Source organism: Maribacter sp. C-4077 (assembly GCF_055378385.1).
In genome coordinates this window covers 164,894-186,012 of the sequence record NZ_AP038807.1, presented here as the reverse complement: position 1 = coordinate 186,012, position 21,119 = coordinate 164,894, and the positions used below count along the sequence as shown (strand labels likewise).

21 protein-coding genes are annotated in these 21,119 nt (G+C 41.4%); 9 read left to right on the top strand and 12 right to left on the bottom strand.

Annotated features, from left to right (window positions below; all coding sequences use genetic code 11):
- Positions 1 to 7: 7 nt before the first annotated feature.
- From ACZ41C_RS00840 to ACZ41C_RS00810, 7 genes are all read left to right on the top strand, one after another.
- Positions 8 to 1,150: a PepSY-associated TM helix domain-containing protein gene (locus ACZ41C_RS00840; protein ID WP_464563622.1), complete on the top strand. Its 1,143-nt coding sequence runs from the start codon at positions 8 to 10 to the stop codon at positions 1,148 to 1,150.
- A gap of 302 nt (positions 1,151 to 1,452) precedes the next feature.
- Entirely contained in the window at positions 1,453 to 1,938 is a 486-nt protein-coding gene (locus tag ACZ41C_RS00835) for a DinB family protein (RefSeq protein WP_464563620.1), read from the top strand.
- A 265-nt stretch (positions 1,939 to 2,203) separates the two neighbouring features.
- Positions 2,204 to 2,581 carry a DoxX family protein gene (locus tag ACZ41C_RS00830; RefSeq protein WP_138258487.1) on the top strand — a complete coding sequence of 126 codons (378 nt, stop codon included), beginning with the start codon at positions 2,204 to 2,206 and terminating at the stop codon, positions 2,579 to 2,581.
- Positions 2,582 to 2,881: 300 nt separating this feature from the next.
- The gene (locus ACZ41C_RS00825; RefSeq protein ID WP_464563618.1) at positions 2,882 to 3,427 is read left to right on the top strand and encodes a DUF2975 domain-containing protein; all 546 of its coding nucleotides are present in this window, start codon (positions 2,882 to 2,884) and stop codon (positions 3,425 to 3,427) included.
- 3 nt (positions 3,428 to 3,430) lie between these two features.
- The gene (locus tag ACZ41C_RS00820; protein WP_464563616.1) at positions 3,431 to 3,637 is read left to right on the top strand and encodes a helix-turn-helix domain-containing protein; all 207 of its coding nucleotides are present in this window, start codon (positions 3,431 to 3,433) and stop codon (positions 3,635 to 3,637) included.
- Positions 3,638 to 3,963: 326 nt separating this feature from the next.
- The gene (locus ACZ41C_RS00815; protein ID WP_464563614.1) at positions 3,964 to 4,662 is read left to right on the top strand and encodes a hypothetical protein; all 699 of its coding nucleotides are present in this window, start codon (positions 3,964 to 3,966) and stop codon (positions 4,660 to 4,662) included.
- Between the two features lie 147 nt (positions 4,663 to 4,809).
- Positions 4,810 to 5,262 (top strand): GNAT family N-acetyltransferase, encoded by a 453-nt coding sequence (locus tag ACZ41C_RS00810; RefSeq protein WP_464563612.1) that lies wholly within the window; start codon positions 4,810 to 4,812, stop codon positions 5,260 to 5,262.
- A gap of 87 nt (positions 5,263 to 5,349) precedes the next feature.
- Here ACZ41C_RS00810 and ACZ41C_RS00805 read toward each other — a convergent pair whose 3' ends face one another.
- Together ACZ41C_RS00805 and ACZ41C_RS00800 are read right to left on the bottom strand one after the other, a co-directional pair.
- On the bottom strand, positions 5,350 to 6,186 hold the full coding sequence (locus ACZ41C_RS00805) for an endonuclease/exonuclease/phosphatase family protein (protein ID WP_464563610.1): 837 nt from the start codon (positions 6,184 to 6,186) through the stop codon (positions 5,350 to 5,352).
- 10 nt (positions 6,187 to 6,196) lie between these two features.
- The gene (locus tag ACZ41C_RS00800) at positions 6,197 to 8,221 is read right to left on the bottom strand and encodes a S9 family peptidase (protein WP_464563608.1); all 2,025 of its coding nucleotides are present in this window, start codon (positions 8,219 to 8,221) and stop codon (positions 6,197 to 6,199) included.
- A gap of 171 nt (positions 8,222 to 8,392) precedes the next feature.
- Between ACZ41C_RS00800 and ACZ41C_RS00795 the strand changes: the two genes are divergently transcribed.
- Both ACZ41C_RS00795 and ACZ41C_RS00790 read left to right on the top strand, forming a co-directional pair.
- Positions 8,393 to 8,782: a glyoxalase superfamily protein gene (locus ACZ41C_RS00795; protein WP_464563606.1), complete on the top strand. Its 390-nt coding sequence runs from the start codon at positions 8,393 to 8,395 to the stop codon at positions 8,780 to 8,782.
- A gap of 248 nt (positions 8,783 to 9,030) precedes the next feature.
- Positions 9,031 to 10,017, top strand: a complete 987-nt coding sequence (locus tag ACZ41C_RS00790; protein WP_464563604.1) for an SDR family oxidoreductase — start codon at positions 9,031 to 9,033, stop codon at positions 10,015 to 10,017.
- Positions 10,018 to 10,041: 24 nt separating this feature from the next.
- Here the strand turns inward: ACZ41C_RS00790 and ACZ41C_RS00785 are convergent, their stop codons facing one another.
- From ACZ41C_RS00785 to ACZ41C_RS00740, 10 genes are all read right to left on the bottom strand, one after another.
- The gene (locus ACZ41C_RS00785; protein ID WP_464563602.1) at positions 10,042 to 10,605 is read right to left on the bottom strand and encodes a hypothetical protein; all 564 of its coding nucleotides are present in this window, start codon (positions 10,603 to 10,605) and stop codon (positions 10,042 to 10,044) included.
- 291 nt (positions 10,606 to 10,896) lie between these two features.
- Complete coding sequence (locus ACZ41C_RS00780; RefSeq protein ID WP_464563600.1) at positions 10,897 to 12,231, bottom strand: YfcC family protein; 1,335 nt, start codon at positions 12,229 to 12,231, stop codon at positions 10,897 to 10,899.
- A 36-nt stretch (positions 12,232 to 12,267) separates the two neighbouring features.
- Positions 12,268 to 12,966 (bottom strand): DUF6090 family protein, encoded by a 699-nt coding sequence (locus ACZ41C_RS00775; RefSeq protein WP_162515455.1) that lies wholly within the window; start codon positions 12,964 to 12,966, stop codon positions 12,268 to 12,270.
- A 31-nt stretch (positions 12,967 to 12,997) separates the two neighbouring features.
- The gene (locus ACZ41C_RS00770) at positions 12,998 to 13,801 is read right to left on the bottom strand and encodes a DUF6090 family protein (protein WP_464563598.1); all 804 of its coding nucleotides are present in this window, start codon (positions 13,799 to 13,801) and stop codon (positions 12,998 to 13,000) included.
- Positions 13,798 to 14,538: a DUF6090 family protein gene (locus ACZ41C_RS00765; protein WP_464563596.1), complete on the bottom strand. Its 741-nt coding sequence runs from the start codon at positions 14,536 to 14,538 to the stop codon at positions 13,798 to 13,800. The genes ACZ41C_RS00770 and ACZ41C_RS00765 overlap by 4 nt, the downstream gene beginning before the upstream one ends.
- On the bottom strand, positions 14,535 to 15,284 hold the full coding sequence (locus ACZ41C_RS00760) for a DUF6090 family protein (protein WP_138259758.1): 750 nt from the start codon (positions 15,282 to 15,284) through the stop codon (positions 14,535 to 14,537). The genes ACZ41C_RS00765 and ACZ41C_RS00760 overlap by 4 nt, the downstream gene beginning before the upstream one ends.
- 7 nt (positions 15,285 to 15,291) lie before the next feature.
- Positions 15,292 to 16,290, bottom strand: a complete 999-nt coding sequence (locus ACZ41C_RS00755) for a metallophosphoesterase family protein (protein WP_138259757.1) — start codon at positions 16,288 to 16,290, stop codon at positions 15,292 to 15,294.
- Between the two features lie 23 nt (positions 16,291 to 16,313).
- A complete protein-coding gene (locus ACZ41C_RS00750; RefSeq protein WP_464563593.1) occupies positions 16,314 to 17,810 on the bottom strand; it encodes a M28 family peptidase in 1,497 nt (498 codons plus the stop codon).
- Positions 17,811 to 17,844: 34 nt separating this feature from the next.
- On the bottom strand, positions 17,845 to 19,344 hold the full coding sequence (locus tag ACZ41C_RS00745; RefSeq protein WP_464563591.1) for a serine hydrolase: 1,500 nt from the start codon (positions 19,342 to 19,344) through the stop codon (positions 17,845 to 17,847).
- A gap of 17 nt (positions 19,345 to 19,361) precedes the next feature.
- Positions 19,362 to 21,050, bottom strand: coding sequence for an N-acyl-D-amino-acid deacylase family protein (locus ACZ41C_RS00740; RefSeq protein WP_240042787.1), 1,689 nt, complete (start codon positions 21,048 to 21,050; stop codon positions 19,362 to 19,364).
- Between the last annotated feature and the right edge of the window lie 69 nt (positions 21,051 to 21,119).

The following is a 21,119-nucleotide window of genomic DNA, read 5'->3' as shown; positions in this document are numbered from 1 at the left end:
ACTAAGGATGACATTTAAAAAAATCATATTTCAACTTCACAAGATATTGGGGCTTTCGACCGGACTAGTGGTGTTCATCGTTGCCATCACGGGATGTGGTTGGGCCTTTAAAGAAGAAATTGAGAGTCTATATGACGATTACAAAAAGGTTGTTCCGGAAAACCGTCCCATACTAACACCAACCAAGGCAAAGGATCTCGCGAAGCAAATTTTTCCCGATAACACGGTTCATGGAACTTTGTTCAAAAAAAGGGACGATGCCATTGAAGTAATATTTTACGATGCCGAACCTGAATTTTATCAAAGCGTTTTTTTAAACCCATACTCTGGCGAGGTTATCCAAGTGGATGACCATCTATCCGGTTTTTTCGCATTTGTATTAAAAGGGCACATGCGACTTTGGTTACCAAAAAATATTGGCGAGCAGATAGTTGGCGTTTCAATTTTGATTTTCATTTTCATAATTATTTCAGGTTTCATATTATGGTTGCCCAAAAAACGTAAAAACTTAAGGCAGCGCTTAAAATTTGATTGGAAAAGTACTACACGATGGAAACGTAAAAACTTTGATCTACATACGGTTATTGGCTTTTATATTTGTGCATTTTCATTGGTACTGGCCTTTACGGGCTCATTGATGTCTTATAACTGGCTTAAATATGCAGTATATAAGTCCGTAGGTGGCGAAAAGGAACCTGTTTTCATGATACCGGAAAACATCCGTAAAGCGGACGAAAAGGAAGATGTTTTACCAATGGATTATTTGATAACGAAACTTTCTAACGAAAATCCCGATGCGGAAAGTTTTGAGCTTCATTATCCATATACATCGGAGGAAAGTATTTATGTGGAGGTATCCCATAGTAAAGGTCTTTATTACGATGCGGATTATAGATTTTTTGACCAGAACACCTTGGAGGAGATAGAAACCCCTAGCATCTATGGAAAATATGAAAATGCAGGGGTTGCCGAAAAAATCCTACGCATGAATTATGATATCCATATTGGGGCGATTGGTGGGATTGTTGGAAAAATTATTGCCTTTTTAATAAGCCTATTGACCGCTAGTTTACCTGTAACCGGTGCTTTGTTGTGGTATGGGCGAACCTACAAAAGGAAGAAAAAGGTTTTGGACGGTGTTAAAGCCTGACTTATGTGCTACCAAATCAAAACTTTATTGGTCCTTAAACTCCCAATAAACTAGAGGTTTACTGAAACATCATCACCGAAAAAAATAGTTGTGCCGCTCCAATATACTTTTTAACAGGCCTTGTGAGAATCGACTTTGGTAACGAAAATGATGGTCCTTATTTTAGGATAACAAACCCTTTCCATAGAGCGTTGTAACACATTCAAATTATCACTTGCAAAAAATAAAATTTTGGGGATTTTGGAACTTTGTCCCTATATTTTGGCAGGAAATGTTGTGAAAACAAAAATTGGTTTAACAACATGGGATACGGCAAGAAAATGACTCAGGCTGAACTTATAATTTTAAACCTTACGGAAATCCGGAGAAGAAGCATAAAGCTTTGGAAAGCACTTCCTGAACAGTATTACCGTTGGAAACCTGACGAAAGCGCGATGACCGCAATAGAAATGGTAAGACATGTTTTGGAAGCGGATTATGGGTGGAACATAATAATCAACAATGGCTCCATGGCCCATTATGAAACACCTTGGAAGCAACGACCCTTCATTAACGTTGTGGACGAACTGGCATTTGCCGAACCTTATAGAAATCAATTTTTGGAAAGCGTCCGGCAATTTTCGGATACCGAATTAAGCGAATTCCAGGTAGTGCATCCGGGAAACGGGGAAAGGAAACCCCTTGGAAAATATATCTTACGGATTGGTTACCACGAAGCCGTCCATGCCGGTCAATTTTTATCCTATTTAAGGGCCATGAATGTGGATAGGCCCCTAATATGGGACTAGGAGCAGAATAGACAATTGGAATAGAATCGATTTATGTGCTATGTGATTTGTCAGCCTTTGGTATTTTTAATCAGTTCGTTTCCATATCAATTTACCTCTACCATATTCATATCGAGTGCTGCTTAATACTAAATCCTCATATCCAAAATGGAATGGGGAAATACCTTTTCAACTAGCGGTGTTATTTTCACATTATCGTTTCTAAAATTCCGATCTAACAAATCAAAATCTGAATTATATTTGGAATGAACCTAAAACCATCCAAATGGCAACTACAAAAACCAACAAAATCATCTTCTGGACCACCACCATTATTATTTTTTTAATGGAAGGGGTCATGCCCGCGTTGACTTCCCAAACCGAGCTCGCCAAGGAGGGTATACGACATTTGGGCTACCCGGAATATTTTGGGAACGCTTTGGTCGTATTTAAGGTATTGGGCGCCTTGGTATTGATTATTCCACAAATACCTAAGCGCATAAAGGAATGGGCCTATGCTGGATTTGCTTTCGACTTTATATTTGCCAGTATCAGCCATTTTGCCGTGGACGGTATGGATTTCCAATCCTTTTTCCCTCTAATTATTTTGGGAATACTGATCGCCTCTTACGTGTCCTTTCATAAACTTCAAAAAACCAATTAGCCACAGCTTTTATTTTTTTTACTGTGCGGTTCGTCCTAAACAGCCTGCCCCTAAAGAGTATATGAGCCTTTGGTTTTGCTTCGTAAGTTGCGTTCAAAGAAAATATATTTTCTTTTCACCCAATGCTCAAGGTAAACTAAAGTCGAAGGGGACTCAAAGGCACATATTTCCTCATTTCCATGCCAATAACCAAGCCAAGCCTAAAAGAATATCATTACTAATATTTATCATAAAGTGAAAAATATTTATTTTTTATCAATAAATAATTAGTTACTTTTATTCCATCTAATACTATTAATCATGAAAACACGGGTTAAAGCAAAAAATCTCATATTTAAAGGTTTGAAAATCATTTCTTGGATAATCTTTGTGGGGCTCTCGGTGGAAGCAGGTGGCCTAATCGTCAATTTTATTTTTAGTCTTCTCCGTCCAGAATTTATCCAAAACCTTTATCAGAAACTGGATATGAGTCAGTTATTTCAAGGTAGTAAGTTGGCTTTTTTTGGAATGTACGGGTTTGTTCTTACCGTATCCATTTTAAAGGCCGTCCTATTCTACCAAGTTGTTTTATTGGTAACTAAAATTGACCTGCCCAAACCCTTCAATAGGTGGGTTTCCAAGCAAATTCTTAAGATAAGCTACTATACCCTCTCCATTGGATTATTAAGTTTTATTGCGAGGAAGTTGGCAATGGATTTGGGACATAATGGTTTTACATTGAATCAGTTGGATCCGTTCTGGGCAGACAGTCAGGCATTCATTTTAATGGCGGCTGTTATTTATGTTATTGGAACAATATTTTCCAAAGGAGTGGAGTATCAAGAAGAACTGGAAGAAACGGTATAGATTATGGCAATTATTGTAAACTTGGATGTAATGATGGCAAAGCGAAAAATGTCGCTCAATGAATTGTCCGAAAGGGTCAATATTACCTTGGCGAATTTATCCAAACTTAAAACTGGGAAAGTCAAGGCCATTCGATTTAGCACATTGGAAGCTGTTTGTGAGGCTTTGGATTGCCAACCTGGGGACCTGTTTGAATACTCCAAGAAATAACCGACCCAAGTTAATTAATATATCTGCAGGGCGTTAAATATTTGATGCCCGAGGAGCCTGCCCTGTACCTTTCGAAAATGCTCAATGGAAACTAAAGTCGAAGGGGCATCGCTCTCGGTGGTTGAGCAGCCTTCCTTGAGCCTTTCGGCTACGCTCAAGGTAAACTAAAGTCGAAGGGGGAGTCGAAACAACATTTCTGGAAAGCGAAGGCACATATTTCCCATTTTTCCTTGCCCAAATCATTTTTATGTAGGATTTTTAATTCACTTCCCCCTAAAATAGAAATAAACATACCTGGGTAAGTTTATACAATTGTTAGCGGTAATATGAAATATTTAGTTCCTCTTTTTATTTTGCTTTCCATCTTGTCTAGCTGTTGGCAGAAGCATGATAATGATATGGAATTGCTTAATGACATCTTTCTCGAACTGGTTGGAACAGAATATTATTATGAAGAACTGCCTGCACCTCCAATGCCCCTAGAATATGCTGAAAACAAACAAGATTCAATAAACTACCAGATTCAAAAAAGAATATTCGATGAGGCCTATGATAATCCGAAATTAGATACCGCCAAATTGGTATTGGGAGTTGCGGGATATCATGTTAAGCCTATTCCAGAATCAATAAATTGGAGTACCCAAGAGACATTCCAACCGAGAATGTACTATCCAGATTCTTTGCATTCAAAAGACTACGACAAACTCTTGTTGGATTTGGCGGATAGTACTGTTTTCGATAAAGGTGAAATTGATTTAGCGAAACTAACCCAAACAGGTAAATATATCATTAAAGACTTGGACCAACTAGAAAAGCAAAATAAAGAATACTGGAAAAGCACCGAGTATCGATACATTGCCTCGCTAAGATTCTCTGATTTCAGAATGAACGAAGACAGAAACAAAGCTGTTTTCTACTATGATTTTCTATGTGGTCCTTTGTGCGGAGCAGGGGAAATAATAGTCTGCTCCAAAGTGAATGGAAAATGGAAAATATTGTACAGAAATATGCTTTGGGTGTCTTAAATACTACCGCTAACAACGGCTATGGTTCATCGCCCTCAGAGGTCTGGGATTATTTGCTATTTTAGGGATTAACAAAAACAAAACGGAAAGGCTGGCGCCTCCAGGCGCCAAACCATAGCCGAGACCGTTGGCTTCAAGCAAATGAAAATGAATCAAATTAAGTATATAGACTTTGTCATCGAAGATTTTGAAGCACTATTTAAAATGAGTCAAAAACTTTGGACAGATTTTGAAGAAAATAAGCTCAAAAATGTGTTGATGGAAGCTGTTCAGTTGGAAAAGAATAAAATTCTGATGGCTAAAATAGGTGATGATAAAAATGCTGGATTTTCATTTTTTTCTCTCCGTACAGATTATGTTGAAGGAGCAGATAAGTCACCAACCGGTTACTTGGAAGGAATCTATGTAGAACCTGAGTATAGGAGGATTGGAATAGCAAAGGATTTCCTACGAATTGGTGAAATATGGTGTAAAGAAAACGGCTGCATTCAAATAGGTTCTGATACTTGGCTTACAAATAGAGAATCAAGAGAATTTCACAAAAAAATAGGCTTTTGGGAAGAAGAGGAAACAGTACACTTTTTAAAAAACATAGAATAAGTCTAGTAGTGAACCATGTAAATGAAATCATAGCTCCCATCTGAAAAATACGATTCACAATACGAACCGTTCACCTTAAGTAATTTCCTATTCCATTCCCAACTCCGCCAACACGGGTAAATGATCCGAGATATGCATGTTGTTTTCCATTCGGTCATCGATATGGAGATAGCTTTGCACCTTTAAATCATCCACAAAAATATAGTCGATACGGCGGTCCAGGACCATATCTGGGTCAAAGCCGTTAAAAGTTCCGGTAGGGCCGTAAAAGGGTTGTTGGGTGGCTTGCTGGGCGTCCGTCATCCCTGCTTGCATCAATTGAATGGGCTCGGAGTCCGGTTCCAGATTAAAATCCCCCGTCACCACCACCGGCAGGTTTTGGGTATTGATTGCCTTGATCTTCTGTAAAATGAGGTTGACACTCTGCTTTCGGGCTTCCGTACCCACATGATCAAAATGGGTGTTGAATACATAGAGTTCCTTCCCGGTGCTTTTGTCTTTGAACCGACCATAGGTACAGATTCGTTCCAAGGCGGCATCCCAACCTTTGGAAACTTTTTCCGGGGTGGGGGAGAGCCAAAAAGTATTGGCGCTTTTTAGTTCAAAATGTTGACTATTGTACAAAATAGGGGAGTACTCGCCCTTTTGTTTGCCATCGTCCCGGCCCACACCAATATAGCCATAATCCGGTAGGTGCTCGTCTAGATATTCCAACTGGTTAAGCAAAACCTCCTGCATGCCCACAAATTGGGGGCCATAGTGTTGCACAAGCCGCACCATAGCCTCCTTTCTAAAATTCCAGTTGTTTACGGTATCGTTGACGTTGTCATACTTGATGTTGTAGGACATCACTTTGAATTCCTGTGCCTGTCCAATTACAGCCATACATACCGTAAAAACCGCAAAAAATATATTTCTCATCATGGTCACCGGACTATTCCGTTTTGTATTTGTTGAACCACGCCAATACCGAGGCTATTTTGGCGACCAAATTACTGGGTCGGTTCGCAATGCCATGCCCGGAACCGGGAATACGCACCATGGCGGTTTCAACCCCTTCCAACTTCAATGCGGTATAGAATTGTTCCGATTCAGCGATTGGGGTCCGAAAATCTTCCTCGCCTGTTAAAAGCATGGTAGGTGTAGTCACATTCCCGACATAGTTGAGCGGGGAGCGCCTAAAATAGTTTTCCGGGTCTTCCCAGGGTTTCTTCCCGAACCAGTATTTGGAGAAGAAGGCAGGGCTGTCCGCATAGAGCACAAAGCTGGTCCAGTTGATGACGGGCTTGGCTACCACGGCGGCCTTAAAGCGGTCCGTTTTGCCCACGATCCACGCGGTCAACACACCGCCACCGCTACCTCCGGTAACAAACAGGTTATTGGTATCCACATAGCCTTTGGCGATAACAGCGTCCACGCCGCTCATGAGATCCTCATAATCATGGTTGGGATAATCGTGATGGATGAGGTTGCCAAATTCGGCCCCGTAACTGGTACTCCCACGCGGATTTGAATACAACACCACGTAACCTGCTGCGGCATAGGCCTGAATCTCGGCACTGTATACGGAACCATAACTTTGGAAAGGTCCGCCGTGGATTTCCAGGATAAAGGGATATTTTTTGTTCGGGTCAAAGTTGGGTGGGGTCACGATCCATCCTTGAATTTTTCGGTTGTCGAAGGACGAGTTCCACCAGATTTCTTCCACGGCACCTACATTACGGAAAGAAAATAAATCATCGTTCAAATAGGTAAGCCGTTTTGTTCCTTTTTTATCGGCTACGGCCAAATCGGACGGGTGTTGCGTACCGCCCAAGGTATAGGCAAAGGTACCTTTGTTGGACACGGTAAAGTCGGCCTGATTGTAAGGTCTTCCCAGGGAGAGTCCCCCAAGGCCTTCGGCGATGGTGGTTACTTTTCCATCCAAGGTGATGTGGCCTATTTTGGAATCCCCTTCTTCATCGTATTGAAAATAGAGTCCCTTGCCATCGTTGGCCCATTGTACATTGCCAATATCACGATCAAAATCCGCCGAAAGCAATTGGGAATTGCTACCATCTGCATTCATTACATATAATTGTGTGAGCTCATATCCCTGAAAGGTATCATCGTTCCCCGTGTAGGCAATTTTTTTACCGTCGGGTGAAAGGGCGGGTGAACCGTCAGGACCAAAGCGATCGGTCAATGCTTTGACGCTATTATCGCTAAGGTCTAATTTATAGACCTCGCTGTTTGCGGGTTCAAAATCTGATTCCGGATGAAAATTAGCGGAGAAATACAGGCTTTTGCCATCGTTGGACCAAACAGGCGCACCGTGGTCAAATTCGGCCGTAGTCAGTTGCTTGGGCGTGCCCCCATCTACGGAAAGGGTAAACAATTGATCGTTACCCCCTTTGATATAGCCTTGGCCATCGCCACGGTAGTTAAGCTTGTCGATATAGGTAGGCGGGGTGTTCCACTTGGCACCTTCCGGTTTTCCGGGCATTTTAATGAGCGACTCGTCCTTGGCCGGCACGAACATGGTAAAGGCCAGATAGCGGTCATCATGGGACCAACTCACGGCACCGGGTGCCATGGGCGTATTGGTCAGTGGTGCGGTTTCTTTGGTGTCCAACCACATGAGGTAGAGTTTCATCTTATCATCGGACATGTTGGACTTAAAGATGATCTTTTTGCCATCGTGCGACCAGCGGGGATAGAAATCATTGTGGTTTCCGGTCGTTAAAGGTCGGTTTTGGCTGCCGTCAAAATTTACGATCCAGAGATTGGATAGGTTTTTGTCCGTCATAATGTCTTTAAAGTTCCGCACATAGATGATTTTGGAGCCATCCGGTGATATCTGGGGATCCGATACAAACTCGTAATCAAAGATATCCGTAAGTTCGAGGTTGGTTTTGGTCTGTGCCGATACGGTCGTTACACAGAGGAGAAAGGCGATAATGCCAATACAATTCTTCATATGCTGGTGCTTGTTTAGTTTGAGCCATGAATTTACGGATTTTGTCTTTAAGAGTTATTAGCTCTAAGTTAATAGTTATAAGTTGCAAGAAGTTAGAACTGTGAATGAACCACGAACCCACTAACCGCTAGTTCACTAATTACTAACTACTATTTTACTTACCTTAAGGCTATGAAAGAAAAAATTCACCTACATCAAATACATCCGGTGCTTCCCGTATGGGAGGTTTTGGATGCGCTGGACTTTTATGTTAACCGATTGGGATTCCGGATAGCCTTTGCGGACGATTCAAAAAATCCCAAATATGCAGGCGTCATCCGGGACGATGTGGAGATACACTTTCAGTGGCACGCTAAAAAAGATTGGGATTTTGATATCGACCGGCCCATGTTGCGGATTGTCACCCAAAATATTGAAGGACTGTACGAAGAATTTGCCGAAAAGGATGTGTTCCACTCCCATACTTTGTTACGGGAAACGGCTTGGGGAACGAAGGAATTTGCCTTTTATGACCCGTTTAGAAACGGGCTAACGTTCTATCGGGATATTTCGAGTTCATAATTTTTAATTACATAAAAGCAACCTTTAAGGAATTTGTCAATTCGAGCATTTTTACTGGATAACATCCAGAAAAAATGTATCGAGAATCAAAACTTTTCAGCAGTAAAACCGTGTTCTCGATACTTTTTCCAATGGAAAAAACTCGAACTGACGGTTTTGTAGGCAATTCATTTTAAGTTGAACTAAAAGTTGAATTTTATCATATAATTTATTGATTATGAGTATTTAAAACAAATAAAAATAGTAGAATGAAAGTATTATTTATTGGGGGTACGGGAAATATCAGTACCCCTTCTAGCCGTTTGGCCGTTGCAAAGGGAATGGATCTGTATGTACTGAATAGGGGCAAGGCCAAAATGGACATTGAGGGAGCCCATTCCATCATCGGGGATATCAACAAACCAGAAGAATTGACCGAATTAAAAAAGCACGATTGGGACGTGGTCGTGAATTGGATCGCCTTTACCCCGGCCGATATTGCGCGTGATCTGGACCTGTTTTCAGGAAAAACGAAACAGTATATCTTTATCAGTTCGGCTTCCTGTTACCAAACCCCTTTGACCTATCCCGTCATTACGGAATCCACTCCGCTAAGTAATAACCTGTGGGACTATTCCAATAATAAAATAAGATGTGAGGAACTGTTGACCAAGGCCTATCAGGAGCAGGGCTTTCCCATGACCATCGTACGGCCCTCGCATACCTACAACACCATGACGCCCTTGGCCATAGGTGGGTTCGACAAGTACAATACGATAGACCGTATTCTTAAGGGTAAGGAAATCATTGTACACGGCGATGGAACTTCCTTATGGACAGTTACCCATGCGGACGATTTTGCCAAGGGATTTGTTGGGCTTTTGGGACTCAGCACGGCCATTGGTCACGCCTTTCATATTACTTCGGATGAGGTCCTCAGTTGGAACATGATCTATAAAATAACCGCAGAGGCACTTGGCAAGGAGGCGAATATCGTTCATATTGCTTCCGATTTTATTTGCCAGATAGAACCTTCCTTTACCGGAAGTTTATTAGCGGACAAGAGTGAAAGTGTACTGTTCGACAATACCAAGATCAAGACTTTTGTGCCAAGCTTCAAGGCGACCATTCCCTATTCCGAAGGAATCAAGCGTACCTTAAAATGGCTACAGGAAAAGCCGGAACGGCAATGGATTGACCCGGACACGGAGGCGAAAATCGAAAATGTACTAAGGGCCTATAAGAAATTAGCTTAATTTATGAGGCTAAGAACAAGTGTTTTATTTTATGGGAAAGGACATTCCAAAGGCGAACACCCCAACGTATTGCTCCACGGTAGGTTGAGAATAGAAAGCAGGACCTAAATCAACATTGTTCCGTTTTCCCAATTCTACGCCAAAAGAAAATGGTAAATGGGGAATTATTCCGCTTTTTTCAATGTCCGTGAACGCGGTAAATGTATCGAATTTGCCAATGGAAGTCCCTGCGCCCAATTCAATGTATGGGGCAAACCATGGAATTGGTGCCCTTAGCCTAGCTTTACCTCCAAGCATAAGGGCTTTTGTTTCCGATTTTTCATAAGTGGGATTTCCATCAAAATCATAACCTTGGGTACCTGTCCAAACCAGGCCCGCATAAGGTCGCAACTCTGCCCATGAAGTGAGCTTTAAAATGAGTTCCCCTTGGGTAAAAAAACCATTGTTACTTGTATCCTCCGCACTATTGAAAGCCATACTTGAAACAAATCCAATTTGCGCACTTATCGATTTTTGCTTTACAAATTGAGCATGGGAAGATTGAATAATAAAACTTAATATCAAGAAGGAAATGAGGTGTTTTTTCATGTATTTGGACACGTATAATTTTGCCCGTAAAACTAGTAGGTTTTAAGATTTAAATTACATTTTTAATGATGTCAAAAACACTATTTTTTAGCTTACTTTTCGGTCGATATTAGGACTGATTTTTCATTAAATTCTCACTACGATGTAAATAAGAATTACCTGCTGGGAATTGCCCTTTCCTGTCCAAAACTCTAGGTTAAACTTGATAATCAGAGGTTCCGCTGTCGGTATGGAAAACGTATCCGAGGGGGGTATAAATCGGTGGGAAGGTAACTTTGGTATTAAGATGCTCTAATCATAACCTATATAAATGGCGACTACAATACCTATGCCTCCCAAGAGAAGCATAAGTAACGTAGGTTTCCAGGCAAATCGGAACCATTTGTTATAGGGAATTCCGCAAATGGCCAAAATAGCCATCAATGCCCCGTTTGTGGGAACTATCATGTCGCCCATAATGGCGCCATATTGGTAGGCCAGTACACATGTCTGTCTCGAAATCCCGATCAAATCCGAAAGCGGAACCAAAATGGGCATAGTCAAAATGGCCTGCCCGGAATAACTGGGGATGGGAAAATGTAAAATGGAATGGGCGACCATCATCAACACTCCGGAGACAGAGGCCGATAGGTATTGTAGGGGACCAAATAGTCCATATACAATGGAATCGATGATCATACCTTCTTTTAGGACCATGGAAATACTGTTTGCCAAGCCGATGATCATGGCCGCAAAGATCATTTCCTTAAATCCGTTGACATAGGCTTCTCCTGTACCGTTCACACCCAATTTTCCCAAAAGACCGGAGACCACGCCCAAGGCAAAAAAGGAGGCGGACATTTCCATAAAGCCCCAATCCAGCTGTAGAAGCCCATACATGACAATAATAAACGTTAAACCTAATAGGATGAGAATAATCTTGGAATTATGGGATATTTTTTCGTGGGGAGTGGACGCTTCAACTTTTTTCATCCTGTTTTTGGCATTATAGCGGATCAGGTAGATGACCCAAACTAAAAAGGCAATCCCGAGAACTACCAGTCGGTAACCGCTTCCCGAAAGTAAAGGGACACCTGCTTCCTGTTGTGCTATAATGACACCAAATGGATTTGAGGGACTAAAGGCACTCCCGAGTACGGTAGAACCGTAGCTCATGTACAGTGTCGTATAGGTATTGAATCCCATACTTTTCCCAAAAATGAGCAGTACGGGCATCATGGCAATTACCTCCTCTTGCATGCCAATACTGACCCCTGCTGCCGTAAACAGTAAGGAGACGATGAATAATGATAAACCTTCCCTTCCTTGGAGTATGTTGACGATTTTATACAATCCTTCTGATAATGCCCCGGTTTTCTCGATAACAAAAAAACAACCCCCCAACAATAATATAAGTACAATAGCGTCCGCCCTTCCCGCAACTCCGTTGGGAATGGTAAGCATCACGTCAAATGCGGATAAATGATCTCCTTCCATTTTTTGATATGAATTGCTGACCACCGTTGTAATTCCTGTATCTGTATTCGTAATTCTTTGGTAGCTTCCTTGGGGTATAATAAAGGTGAGCACCCAGGCGAATAGCACCACCCCAATGATAATGACAAAGGCATTTGGAAAGTTTTTCATGGGTTTAGTGGTTTATTTTTTTCGGCGCCGTATGCTTTATTCTACGGTGGTTTCGTTCAAAATTTTCTGTATTAATATTTTGGCTTGCGAATAGGCAATTTCAGACTCTTTAAGGACATAGAGTTTGTCATCGATATAGTTTTCAAATTGAATATTTTGGAGCAACAGTGCATTGTCCATTTGAAGCTGGGAGGGTTCGTATGGAAAGGCATCGGATTGTGTATCGATGTTTCTAAGCGAACCATGTTCCCGAATATATTCGATCAAATTGATATTCGTTTTTTCGGTTTGATCCATCGTTTCCTGTAATTCCTTAAAAAATCGGGACCAATTGAACAATAGAATTTTAAGTTCCGTATTGTTCAATTTTGAGAGTCCGCCAGAGTTCTGCAGGTCGTTCAAAACAAATTCACTGGGCTTCCAAGAAGGACTTTCTATGGCATGGTGCAAAAGGCTGTCTATTGGTTCTGTTTCTTGTAGGTTTTCTTCTTTAAACTTTCCAAAAATGGTTTCCGTAGCCAAAATGGTGCGTTGCAAAATGGTATTTATGGAATCCAAGTCCCTTAAATTTTCTTGGAATTCAGTGTTTAGATTTTGCATGGTGATTTTTTCCCGGTTATTCTCAAGTCGTTCTTCGTTCCAGTTATTTATTTGTAACGCGATTAAAATACCGATGACTACAAGTACAATCTCGCCAATGGCATATCTAAAATATTTGGAGGTTTTATTTTCCATAAGGAGATTCTGCCGAATTTTTCTAAAGAATTTAATCATTGTTTATTCCTTCTAATAACATATTTAGATTCTCAAGTTGTACCATTGTGTACATTAAATCATTTTGTTTACCTTCTTCATTACCAATTAAATAGCGCAAGTCATTTTTTAAACTTTCATCTTTAAGCAATGCTTCAACAACCGATTTGGCGTAATTATGGTCCAGTTGTATATCACATTTCTCTGGTAGCTTGGGGAAGTAACTATTTCCGGTTTTCACATAAGTATCTCCACAGGCTGATCTAATCTTTGCCTGAACGTCATCAGGCATTTTTCCTCTTAGATTCTTTCTATAGGTGTTTTCAAGTACAGCAACGCCAGATTCTGACCACTCAATATCATAATATCTAATTAATGCGGTCTTTATACTATCGTTTTGGATGAGGTTGATTTGACCCGAAGCAATTAACTCCTGATAGGTTGATGACGCAGAATAAGGGTCTAGAAGCTGGCTAGCCTGATACATATCAACAAGATTGGCCACAGGATCGGGGTTAGCATTGGAAGAATTTTCAAAAACGGCGACAGCAGATTTGGCATGTTCACTAACCTGTTTGGAATAGTTTAAAGTGGCTTCAATAATTAATTTTTCTTCCCCAACATCATCTAAAAGACGCTCATAGTATTGAAATTCTAAATCCTTGTTGAGACGATCTTGGTTCCAATTATTAATCTGCAAGGCAATCAAAATACCGATGACCACGAGTATAATCTCGCCAGTAGCATATTTCAAGTATTTACTGGTTTTGCCCTCTTCTAAAAGGTTTTGACGAATTTTACGGAAGAATTTAATCATGGATTTTGGTTACCTGATGGTTTTGAAAGTTCAATTATTTTATCTAAAGTGAGTTGTACTTTTTGTAGCTCCCCGCTTGTATTCAATATTTGATCTACCAAGTCATACCTGCTCCTAACCATATATTCAAACTCCAACGTTTGGAGTGCGTCAAAATCGTTTCGCTCGTCTTTAAAATTAAGGTTCCAATCAAAGTGTTTTGACAAATAAGGGTCATATTGACTCCAAATATGATTTCTGGAGGCCAATTCCTCTTCTTGATAATCTGTAACTAAGTCATTCCAAGAAATTAATAAGTCGCGCAGCGTTTCGTTTTTTATAATATCGAAAGAAGAGGTGCTAGCAAGGGCTTTAATACTTGTTTGGGTGGGATTGAAGGTAATTCCTCCATATGTCCACCAAAGCATGGTGGCCAGTGAATCCAATACTTCCTGTTCTGGTTTTGACGTAAGGGGAAAGAGACTAATTACACCTGCGCAGTTTTTGAAGACAACTTTGTGTTGACCCACCACTGAGTCTAATTGCTTTTTGTTTTGTACGAACTCTTTGTGAATATTGGCCAAAACAATAGTTTCCTTTTTGGAGTTTATCCGGTTTTCATTCCAATTATTTATTTGAAGGGCGATTAGTATGCCGATGACTACCAGGATTATTTCCCCAATGGCGTAGAGCAAGTATTTGGTAAACCTGTTTTCCTTGAGCAGTTGCTGGCGGATTTTTCTAAAAAATTTTATCATTTTATTGCAGGTTTGGTTTCCTGAAGAATTTCTTCAATCAACATTTCAGTTTCATCCAACCTATCCATTATATTTTGATGTAGCCATAAGGAATTATCCAACAAATTTTCAAATTCCACTTTCTGAAACAAGGGATAGTAGTCCGGTTTCACCTTGGATTTCCCAGACCATGGATAATGGGCGTTGCTGTCCATTTCCCTAAATGAGATATAAGGTAGCAAAAAGGGCAAAAGATGTTCATTGTTCCAGGCATCCAATTTATCAAAACGGGTTTGTCTGATTTCCGATAGTGAATTCCAGTGGTATAAAAGTGAGGTGATGGAATCGTTTTCAAAAAGGTTAAGACGTCCGTTTTGCACGATATTGTTTACCGAATTGTTGGCAAATGCCAGTTCGTTAGAGGGAAAGGATTCAAACAATAGGCTGTCTAAATTTTTTTTTGCAAGCTCTTCTTTTGTGGCACCGATCAAACCAATCAATTTACTGGAAGATTTTATGGCCCTTTGTTCTTCAAGCCTAAAATTCTCTACCAGTTTTTTATTGGTTTTGAACTCTACATGTAGTTTAGAAAGTAAAGCTTTTTTTTCGATATTGTTGATTCGGTCCTGGTTCCAATTATTGATCTGTAAGGCAATCAAAATACCGATGACCACTAGTACAATCTCGCCAACGGCATAGAGTAGGTATTTGGAAAACCTGTTTTCTTTTACCAGTTGTTGACGAATTTTACGGAAGAATTTAATCATGTTTTACCTAATGTATCAGCGCACCGCTTTTTGGCAATTCCCCTTTCTTGTTCAGGATTCCATCCATTTTCAAATGGGTTATTTTTGGTTCATTAGCCATTCGAACCAAGGAAATATGATCAAAGGACATTGAATCTTGGGCGTTCTGTCCGCCGCCCGTGGTGCCCAAAATAATATAATCGCGATTCTTCCGAATTCGGTGCGAAAAGGAATGGATATGGCCATTGATTACGGTATAGGGTCTATCGGCCAAAAGATTTTCTAAGGGACTCAAACCCTTTTCATCTTCCCGTTGCCATAGCGGTTTGTGCATAATTACAAAAGTCCATTTAACATCAGGATTTTCTTCCAGAACCTTTTTGAAATATTCAAATTGTTCCAAACCCATACCCCCTAGTTGACGCTCCTGCATGCTATAATATTCCGTCTCCTCATACACGCCTTTTATTTCCCCGGCGATGACTTTGAGGGCTTTTGCACGTGCCTCGTAGATTTCCATCATCCGTTTTTCCTCATAATCCTCGGAATCCATCATGAGGAAGAGCACATTATCGTACAGAAAATGATAGTATCTGGGACCAAAACGTTGCTTCCAAATGCTACGCATCGTGGGGTTGGTAAGGTCATGGTTGCCACCCAGATGGAAGAAGGGCATTTTTAATTTTGACGTCCTGTTTTCAAAGGAGTTCCATTCGGTCGCCAATTGCAGGGAATCTTCCGTTCCCCCGTCTATTAGGTCTCCCACACTCAGGACAAAGGTAGGATCTAGGCGGTTCAATTGCTCCACAGCTGCACTGTAGACCCCTTCGCGTTCGCCCCCGTTCAAGTCGGAAATGATAGCAAAGGTAAAATCCTCCTCGGTCGGTTCAAAAATAGCACTGGTCCATGGAGTAGGTCCTTCGACAATGGTGTGCTCAAAAATGGATTTATCTGTTTTTGCGTTGTGCTTCTTGCAACTGGAAAGTACAAGGAGCATAACAATTGTCCGAATCAGATAGCTTTTCATAAAAATGCGGTTGTGGAAACAATTTAGTTTTTTAAAGGGGCCTCAGGAACTTTACCGTACAATACATTCGCATCGGCTTCATATTTGTCCCCCTTTATCCAATAAGGCCTTTCCGGGTCGTTGGCAATGGACCGTCCTGAAAGGATATACCCTTGGTAGAACTTCAACAAATAATCATAATCAATACTATCAGCCTCATCCATGGCTTGGTGGTAGTATTTGTTGATCTCATCATCAAAGGCATCAAAACCAGTGGAGTAGGTGGGGGCGGGAATCCCTACTTTAGCAAAACTTACATTATCACTTCGGTCAAAAAGGCCTTGTTCAGGCGCAGGATCATCAATAGCCTTTAGCCCAAAGGTGGCAGCACCGTCAACAATGTGTTTTTTAGCGGTTGTTCTTTCCAGTCCAATTACGGTTGCCAAACTAGTATTGTTGTACCCACCACCGTCGGTATTAAAACCATAAACGATTTGCTCTAAGGGAAATATGGGGTTTTGTACATAGTACTGACTGCCCAAAAGGCCTTTTTCTTCCCCGGTAAAAAATATAAAAAAGGCAGAGCGTTTTGTAGGATACTTTCCAATATTTTCTGCCATGCTTAAGACAGCGGTGGTTCCAATAGCGTTATCACGTGCGCCATTGTAAATACTATCTCCTTCTGTATTTGGCGTACCGATGCCCACATGGTCATAGTGCGCCGAGTACATGATGTATTCGTCCTTTAGTTTTGGGTCAGTACCTTCCATAAAGCCTACAACATTTTGCGTAATAAGGGTCGTCTCTTTAATACCATCGGTTTCAATGGAATAGGAACCTTTGGATTTCATCAATGCATCCAATTGTTCCGCCGAGGTATTCACCCAGAGATGTAAAAATTCGTTCGTAGGATTTTCAGGGTCTTCCGGGTCGGGAATCTTTACGCTTTCTCCCATAAAATGTGAAATACGTGACCACCAATCTTCTTCAAGCAAGGTCATTTCTATTAGTCCGATAGCCCCATTGGCAATGGCCAATTCCTGCTTCTGCTTATGGGCCATATAGGTCGCCCTAGCATCATAGGCTTCCGCAGTTCCAGCCCTAACAATTATGAGTTTTCCTGTAACATCTTTGCCCTTGTAATCTTCGGCCTGACCAAATCCTAGAAATACGGCCTCCCCGGAAAGTGAGGTGGCCTTGGCGTTCACTGCAATAGTATGTGGATAATCCGACCCATTAATAGAAACCTTGAGCATGTCCGGTGGTGCTGTTTGTAATAGGCTAAATGTTTGATAATAGGAATTGCCATTGGCGGGATGAGGTTTTACTCCGTAACCACGTAAGGTATTTGCCAAATAGGATGCTGCGATCTTTAGTTCTGGAGAGCCCGTGGCGCGCCCTTTAAGGACATCGTCGGCCAGAAAATAGATATGACCTTCAATTTCGTTTTTATCAACGGTTTGCTCGGCGATTTCAGCATCTGTTTGAGCGGACAATACACTTGAGAAGACAAGCGCAATTAGTAGTGTATAGTTTTTCATTTCGTTGTTTTTTGTATCGACTGATATTTTAAATTTATTTCTCTTTTGTAAATTTTTCCCCCATAATGTGAAACTGACTGATTTTACCTGCCTCGTTGATGTCAAAATTCACTTTTGATTTCTCGTAAAACCGGGAGTCCTTATTGGTGATAAAAGTATCATAGTGCCAATGTTCTAAGCTGTAGGTTATAAAGTCATTAAAGTTCATCTGCAGCTGGCCTTTGAGCATGGTCACTTGGGCGTTGCCCAACATGTTGTTCGTGTACGTGCCTTCGTACTCTGCCAAAGGCAAACTTGGTTGGGTATTTTTTACCCGTTCGTCTTTGTCTCTCTTGAAATTCTCAATTCGTTTCTCCTTAAAACCTTCATACAAATTGAAAACCTCGGTATGCCAATCGTGGCTGTCATCGTCAAAGGCATAGAGGTCCAACGCCTTATAAAGAATGGCATGTCGTAATTCCGCATGGTCTAGATTGGCAAACACATAGACGGCCGTATTTTTATCGTGCATGATTCCAGCAATGGCCACCAAACCGAAGAGACTCCCGGTATGAAAATCCAACTTATGTCCTTTATAGTCCTGTTGAAACCATCCCAGACCATAGGTATTCCAATTAGGTTTGGTGAGGGCATTGGTAGGGTAGATTCCCGTGGTTCCCAAGAAGGAATGGGGCTCGAACAGTTTTTTAAAGGTTTTGGGTTGAACAAGCGTGTCCGACTTATACACACCATCATTCACTAAAAATGTTAAGTAATTGGAGATATCATGAGCCGTGGAACATATCATCCCGGCCGGACCAATTTGGTCCGAGAAACCGTAATCTACCTCAACCATGCCGTCCTCATAATCGTTCAAATAAGGTGTTACGTAGTTGCCCGTTTTAAAGATATTTGCGGCGATGGCCTGTGTACGGGTCATCTCCAAAGGATCAAAAATGCGTTCCTGAACAAATTCGTCCCAAGGTTGGCCGCTGGCTGCTGCAATGACCTCGCCCGCCACCGCATACATGATATTTTGATAGGTAAACCCTCCGCGTAAGGGGTAGGTTTTTTTTGCAAACTGAAACCGTTCAATCGTTTCTTTTGTGGTAACGCTGTCCAGTATCCAAAGGGCGTCTGCATTACCAATACCTAAATTGTGGGTCAACAAATCTTTCACCCGGGCATCTGCGGTAGTATAAGAATCGGATAGTTTAAAATAAGGGACATAATCGGTTACTTTATCGTCCCAAGCCAGTTTTCCATCATCGACCAACATACCCATAGCAATGGCGACAACGGCTTTGGATGTTGAGCCCATGTTAAAAAGGGTATTTTCATCGACCGACTCGTTAGTCTCCAAATTTTTGACCCCATAGCTTTTTTGAAATACCACTTCACCATCTTTCACTACAATAGTGGCCATTCCGGGAATCTTCCAATCTTTCATTCCCTTGACAATCATGGCATCCAGCTTTTTATGGGAGGATTTTTGTTGTCCAAGTACTGATTGTGAAAAGCATCCAATTAAGAACAATAGTAATAGTTTTTTCATTTGGTCGGTTTTTGAATTTAGTTTTGGTTTTTCCACCCAGGTCCACGAACCACCCTGCCGGGAGTCGCGCCCGTGTGTTCGCCATCTTTCAAAACTTGTTCACCATTCACGAACACATGTACCATACCTTCGGCAAATTGGTGGGGTTCATCAAATGTAGATTTGTCGATAATGGTTTTGGAATCAAAAATGGCCAAATCCGCAAAATGGCCCACTTGCAAAAAGCCCCGTTTTTTGAGCTTTAAATTGGTGGCCGGGAGGCCGCTTAGCTTATAAATGGCCTCTTCCAAGGGAATTACTTTTTCCTCCCTCACGTATTTGCCCAGGAGTCTAGCCACATTGCCGTAGGCTCTAGGGTGAGGGCTGTAATTGGTGAACGGTTCTACTGGTGCAATACTTGCTGCGTCCGATCCAAAACTCATGTAGGGCAGGGCTATCTGTTTTTTCACATTCTCTTCGGACATTAGAAAATAGACCGTACCTACACGGCTACTGTCCTGTACGACCAGGTCAATAGCGGTTTCTTCCGGACTTGTACCCCGTATTTCCGCAACCTCTCCCAAGGTTTTGCCCGTAAGGTACCTAAGACTATCATTTCTAAAATCATTTAAAATAAGTTTTTCAGGACTACCGGCAGCAAAATAAAGGTTCTCCCAACCATCCCCTTTAGCCTTCATTTCTTCAATTACTTTTTTACGGATAGCCGGGTCTTGCAAGCGTTCGGCCCATTTTCCATAACCACCTTCCTGAACCCAAGGAGGCATAGAAGCGTCTAAACCGGTGGCTCCTGCTGTATAAGTATACATATCCGTAGTAATTTTCAGTCCGGTAGAACGAGCTGAGTCTATTTTGGCAATTGCAGATTCCCATTTCTCCCAATTGTCTTTTCCGCCAGCTTTTAAATGATAGATTTCCGCAGGAATATTCGCTTCTTTTGCAATTAGTATCAATTCATCAATTGCTTCCAACCAATAGTCGCCTTCACTGCGCATATGTGATATATACATACCATCATAGGCTGATGCGACCTTGCACAATTCAATCAGCTCTTCGATATCCGCATAAAAAGCAGGAGCATAAATCAATGAAGAACCAATACCCATAGCTCCCTCTTCCATGGCTGTTTTCGCCAAGGCTTTCATATTTTCCAATTCGGCAGGGGTGGGAGGGCGGTTAGCTTCCCCTAGTTCATGAACACGTAAAGTGGTAGCACCTACGAAGGAAGCCACATTGGGAGCAATGCCTCGTTTTTCTAAAAATTCTAAATATTCCCCAAGCGTTGTCCATTCTATAGGATATTTGACATCCTTTTGGCTACTTTGCTCTTGTTGGCGCATTTTATCGCTTAACGGACCCATAGACCAACCTTCACCCATAACCTCTAAAGTGACTCCTTGACGAATATCACTTTCTGATTTTCCATCAACAATAAGAGATTCGGTAGCCCAGCTAAGCATGTTGATGAAGCCAGGGGCAACGGTTAATCCGGTGGCATCTATCTCTTGTAGGCCTTTGGCATTTTCCAGGTTTCCGATTGTGGCAATAGTATCTGCATTAATGCCGATGTCGCCCATGAATATGGGCTGACCAGTACCATCTGCGATTTGACCATTTTTGATGAGGATATCAAAGGTTTCTTGATTGGAACATCCAATCATGCAGAAAATCAATAGTACATAGGGAAGAAGGTTTGAAAGGATTTTCACAGTTGGTTGGTTTGGTTCTCCCTAAATGTAAGAAATAAATTGGTGGTCAATTTATTAAATTGATCTGTA

Bases quoted from the DNA above. Each gene is read 5' to 3' on its own strand.
- ACZ41C_RS00840 (WP_464563622.1), top strand. From the start codon at position 8: ATGACATTTAAAAAAATCATATTTCAACTTCACAAGATATTGGGGCTT.
- ACZ41C_RS00835 (WP_464563620.1), top strand. From the start codon at position 1,453: ATGGGATACGGCAAGAAAATGACTCAGGCTGAACTTATAATTTTAAAC.
- ACZ41C_RS00830 (WP_138258487.1), top strand. From the start codon at position 2,204: ATGGCAACTACAAAAACCAACAAAATCATCTTCTGGACCACCACCATT.
- ACZ41C_RS00825 (WP_464563618.1), top strand. From the start codon at position 2,882: ATGAAAACACGGGTTAAAGCAAAAAATCTCATATTTAAAGGTTTGAAA.
- ACZ41C_RS00820 (WP_464563616.1), top strand. From the start codon at position 3,431: ATGGCAATTATTGTAAACTTGGATGTAATGATGGCAAAGCGAAAAATG.
- ACZ41C_RS00815 (WP_464563614.1), top strand. From the start codon at position 3,964: ATGAAATATTTAGTTCCTCTTTTTATTTTGCTTTCCATCTTGTCTAGC.
- ACZ41C_RS00810 (WP_464563612.1), top strand. From the start codon at position 4,810: ATGAATCAAATTAAGTATATAGACTTTGTCATCGAAGATTTTGAAGCA.
- ACZ41C_RS00805 (WP_464563610.1), bottom strand. From the start codon at position 6,186: ATGATGAGAAATATATTTTTTGCGGTTTTTACGGTATGTATGGCTGTA.
- ACZ41C_RS00800 (WP_464563608.1), bottom strand. From the start codon at position 8,221: ATGAAGAATTGTATTGGCATTATCGCCTTTCTCCTCTGTGTAACGACC.
- ACZ41C_RS00795 (WP_464563606.1), top strand. From the start codon at position 8,393: ATGAAAGAAAAAATTCACCTACATCAAATACATCCGGTGCTTCCCGTA.
- ACZ41C_RS00790 (WP_464563604.1), top strand. From the start codon at position 9,031: ATGAAAGTATTATTTATTGGGGGTACGGGAAATATCAGTACCCCTTCT.
- ACZ41C_RS00785 (WP_464563602.1), bottom strand. From the start codon at position 10,605: ATGAAAAAACACCTCATTTCCTTCTTGATATTAAGTTTTATTATTCAA.
- ACZ41C_RS00780 (WP_464563600.1), bottom strand. From the start codon at position 12,231: ATGAAAAACTTTCCAAATGCCTTTGTCATTATCATTGGGGTGGTGCTA.
- ACZ41C_RS00775 (WP_162515455.1), bottom strand. From the start codon at position 12,966: ATGGAAAATAAAACCTCCAAATATTTTAGATATGCCATTGGCGAGATT.
- ACZ41C_RS00770 (WP_464563598.1), bottom strand. From the start codon at position 13,801: ATGATTAAATTCTTCCGTAAAATTCGTCAAAACCTTTTAGAAGAGGGC.
- ACZ41C_RS00765 (WP_464563596.1), bottom strand. From the start codon at position 14,538: ATGATAAAATTTTTTAGAAAAATCCGCCAGCAACTGCTCAAGGAAAAC.
- ACZ41C_RS00760 (WP_138259758.1), bottom strand. From the start codon at position 15,284: ATGATTAAATTCTTCCGTAAAATTCGTCAACAACTGGTAAAAGAAAAC.
- ACZ41C_RS00755 (WP_138259757.1), bottom strand. From the start codon at position 16,290: ATGAAAAGCTATCTGATTCGGACAATTGTTATGCTCCTTGTACTTTCC.
- ACZ41C_RS00750 (WP_464563593.1), bottom strand. From the start codon at position 17,810: ATGAAAAACTATACACTACTAATTGCGCTTGTCTTCTCAAGTGTATTG.
- ACZ41C_RS00745 (WP_464563591.1), bottom strand. From the start codon at position 19,344: ATGAAAAAACTATTACTATTGTTCTTAATTGGATGCTTTTCACAATCA.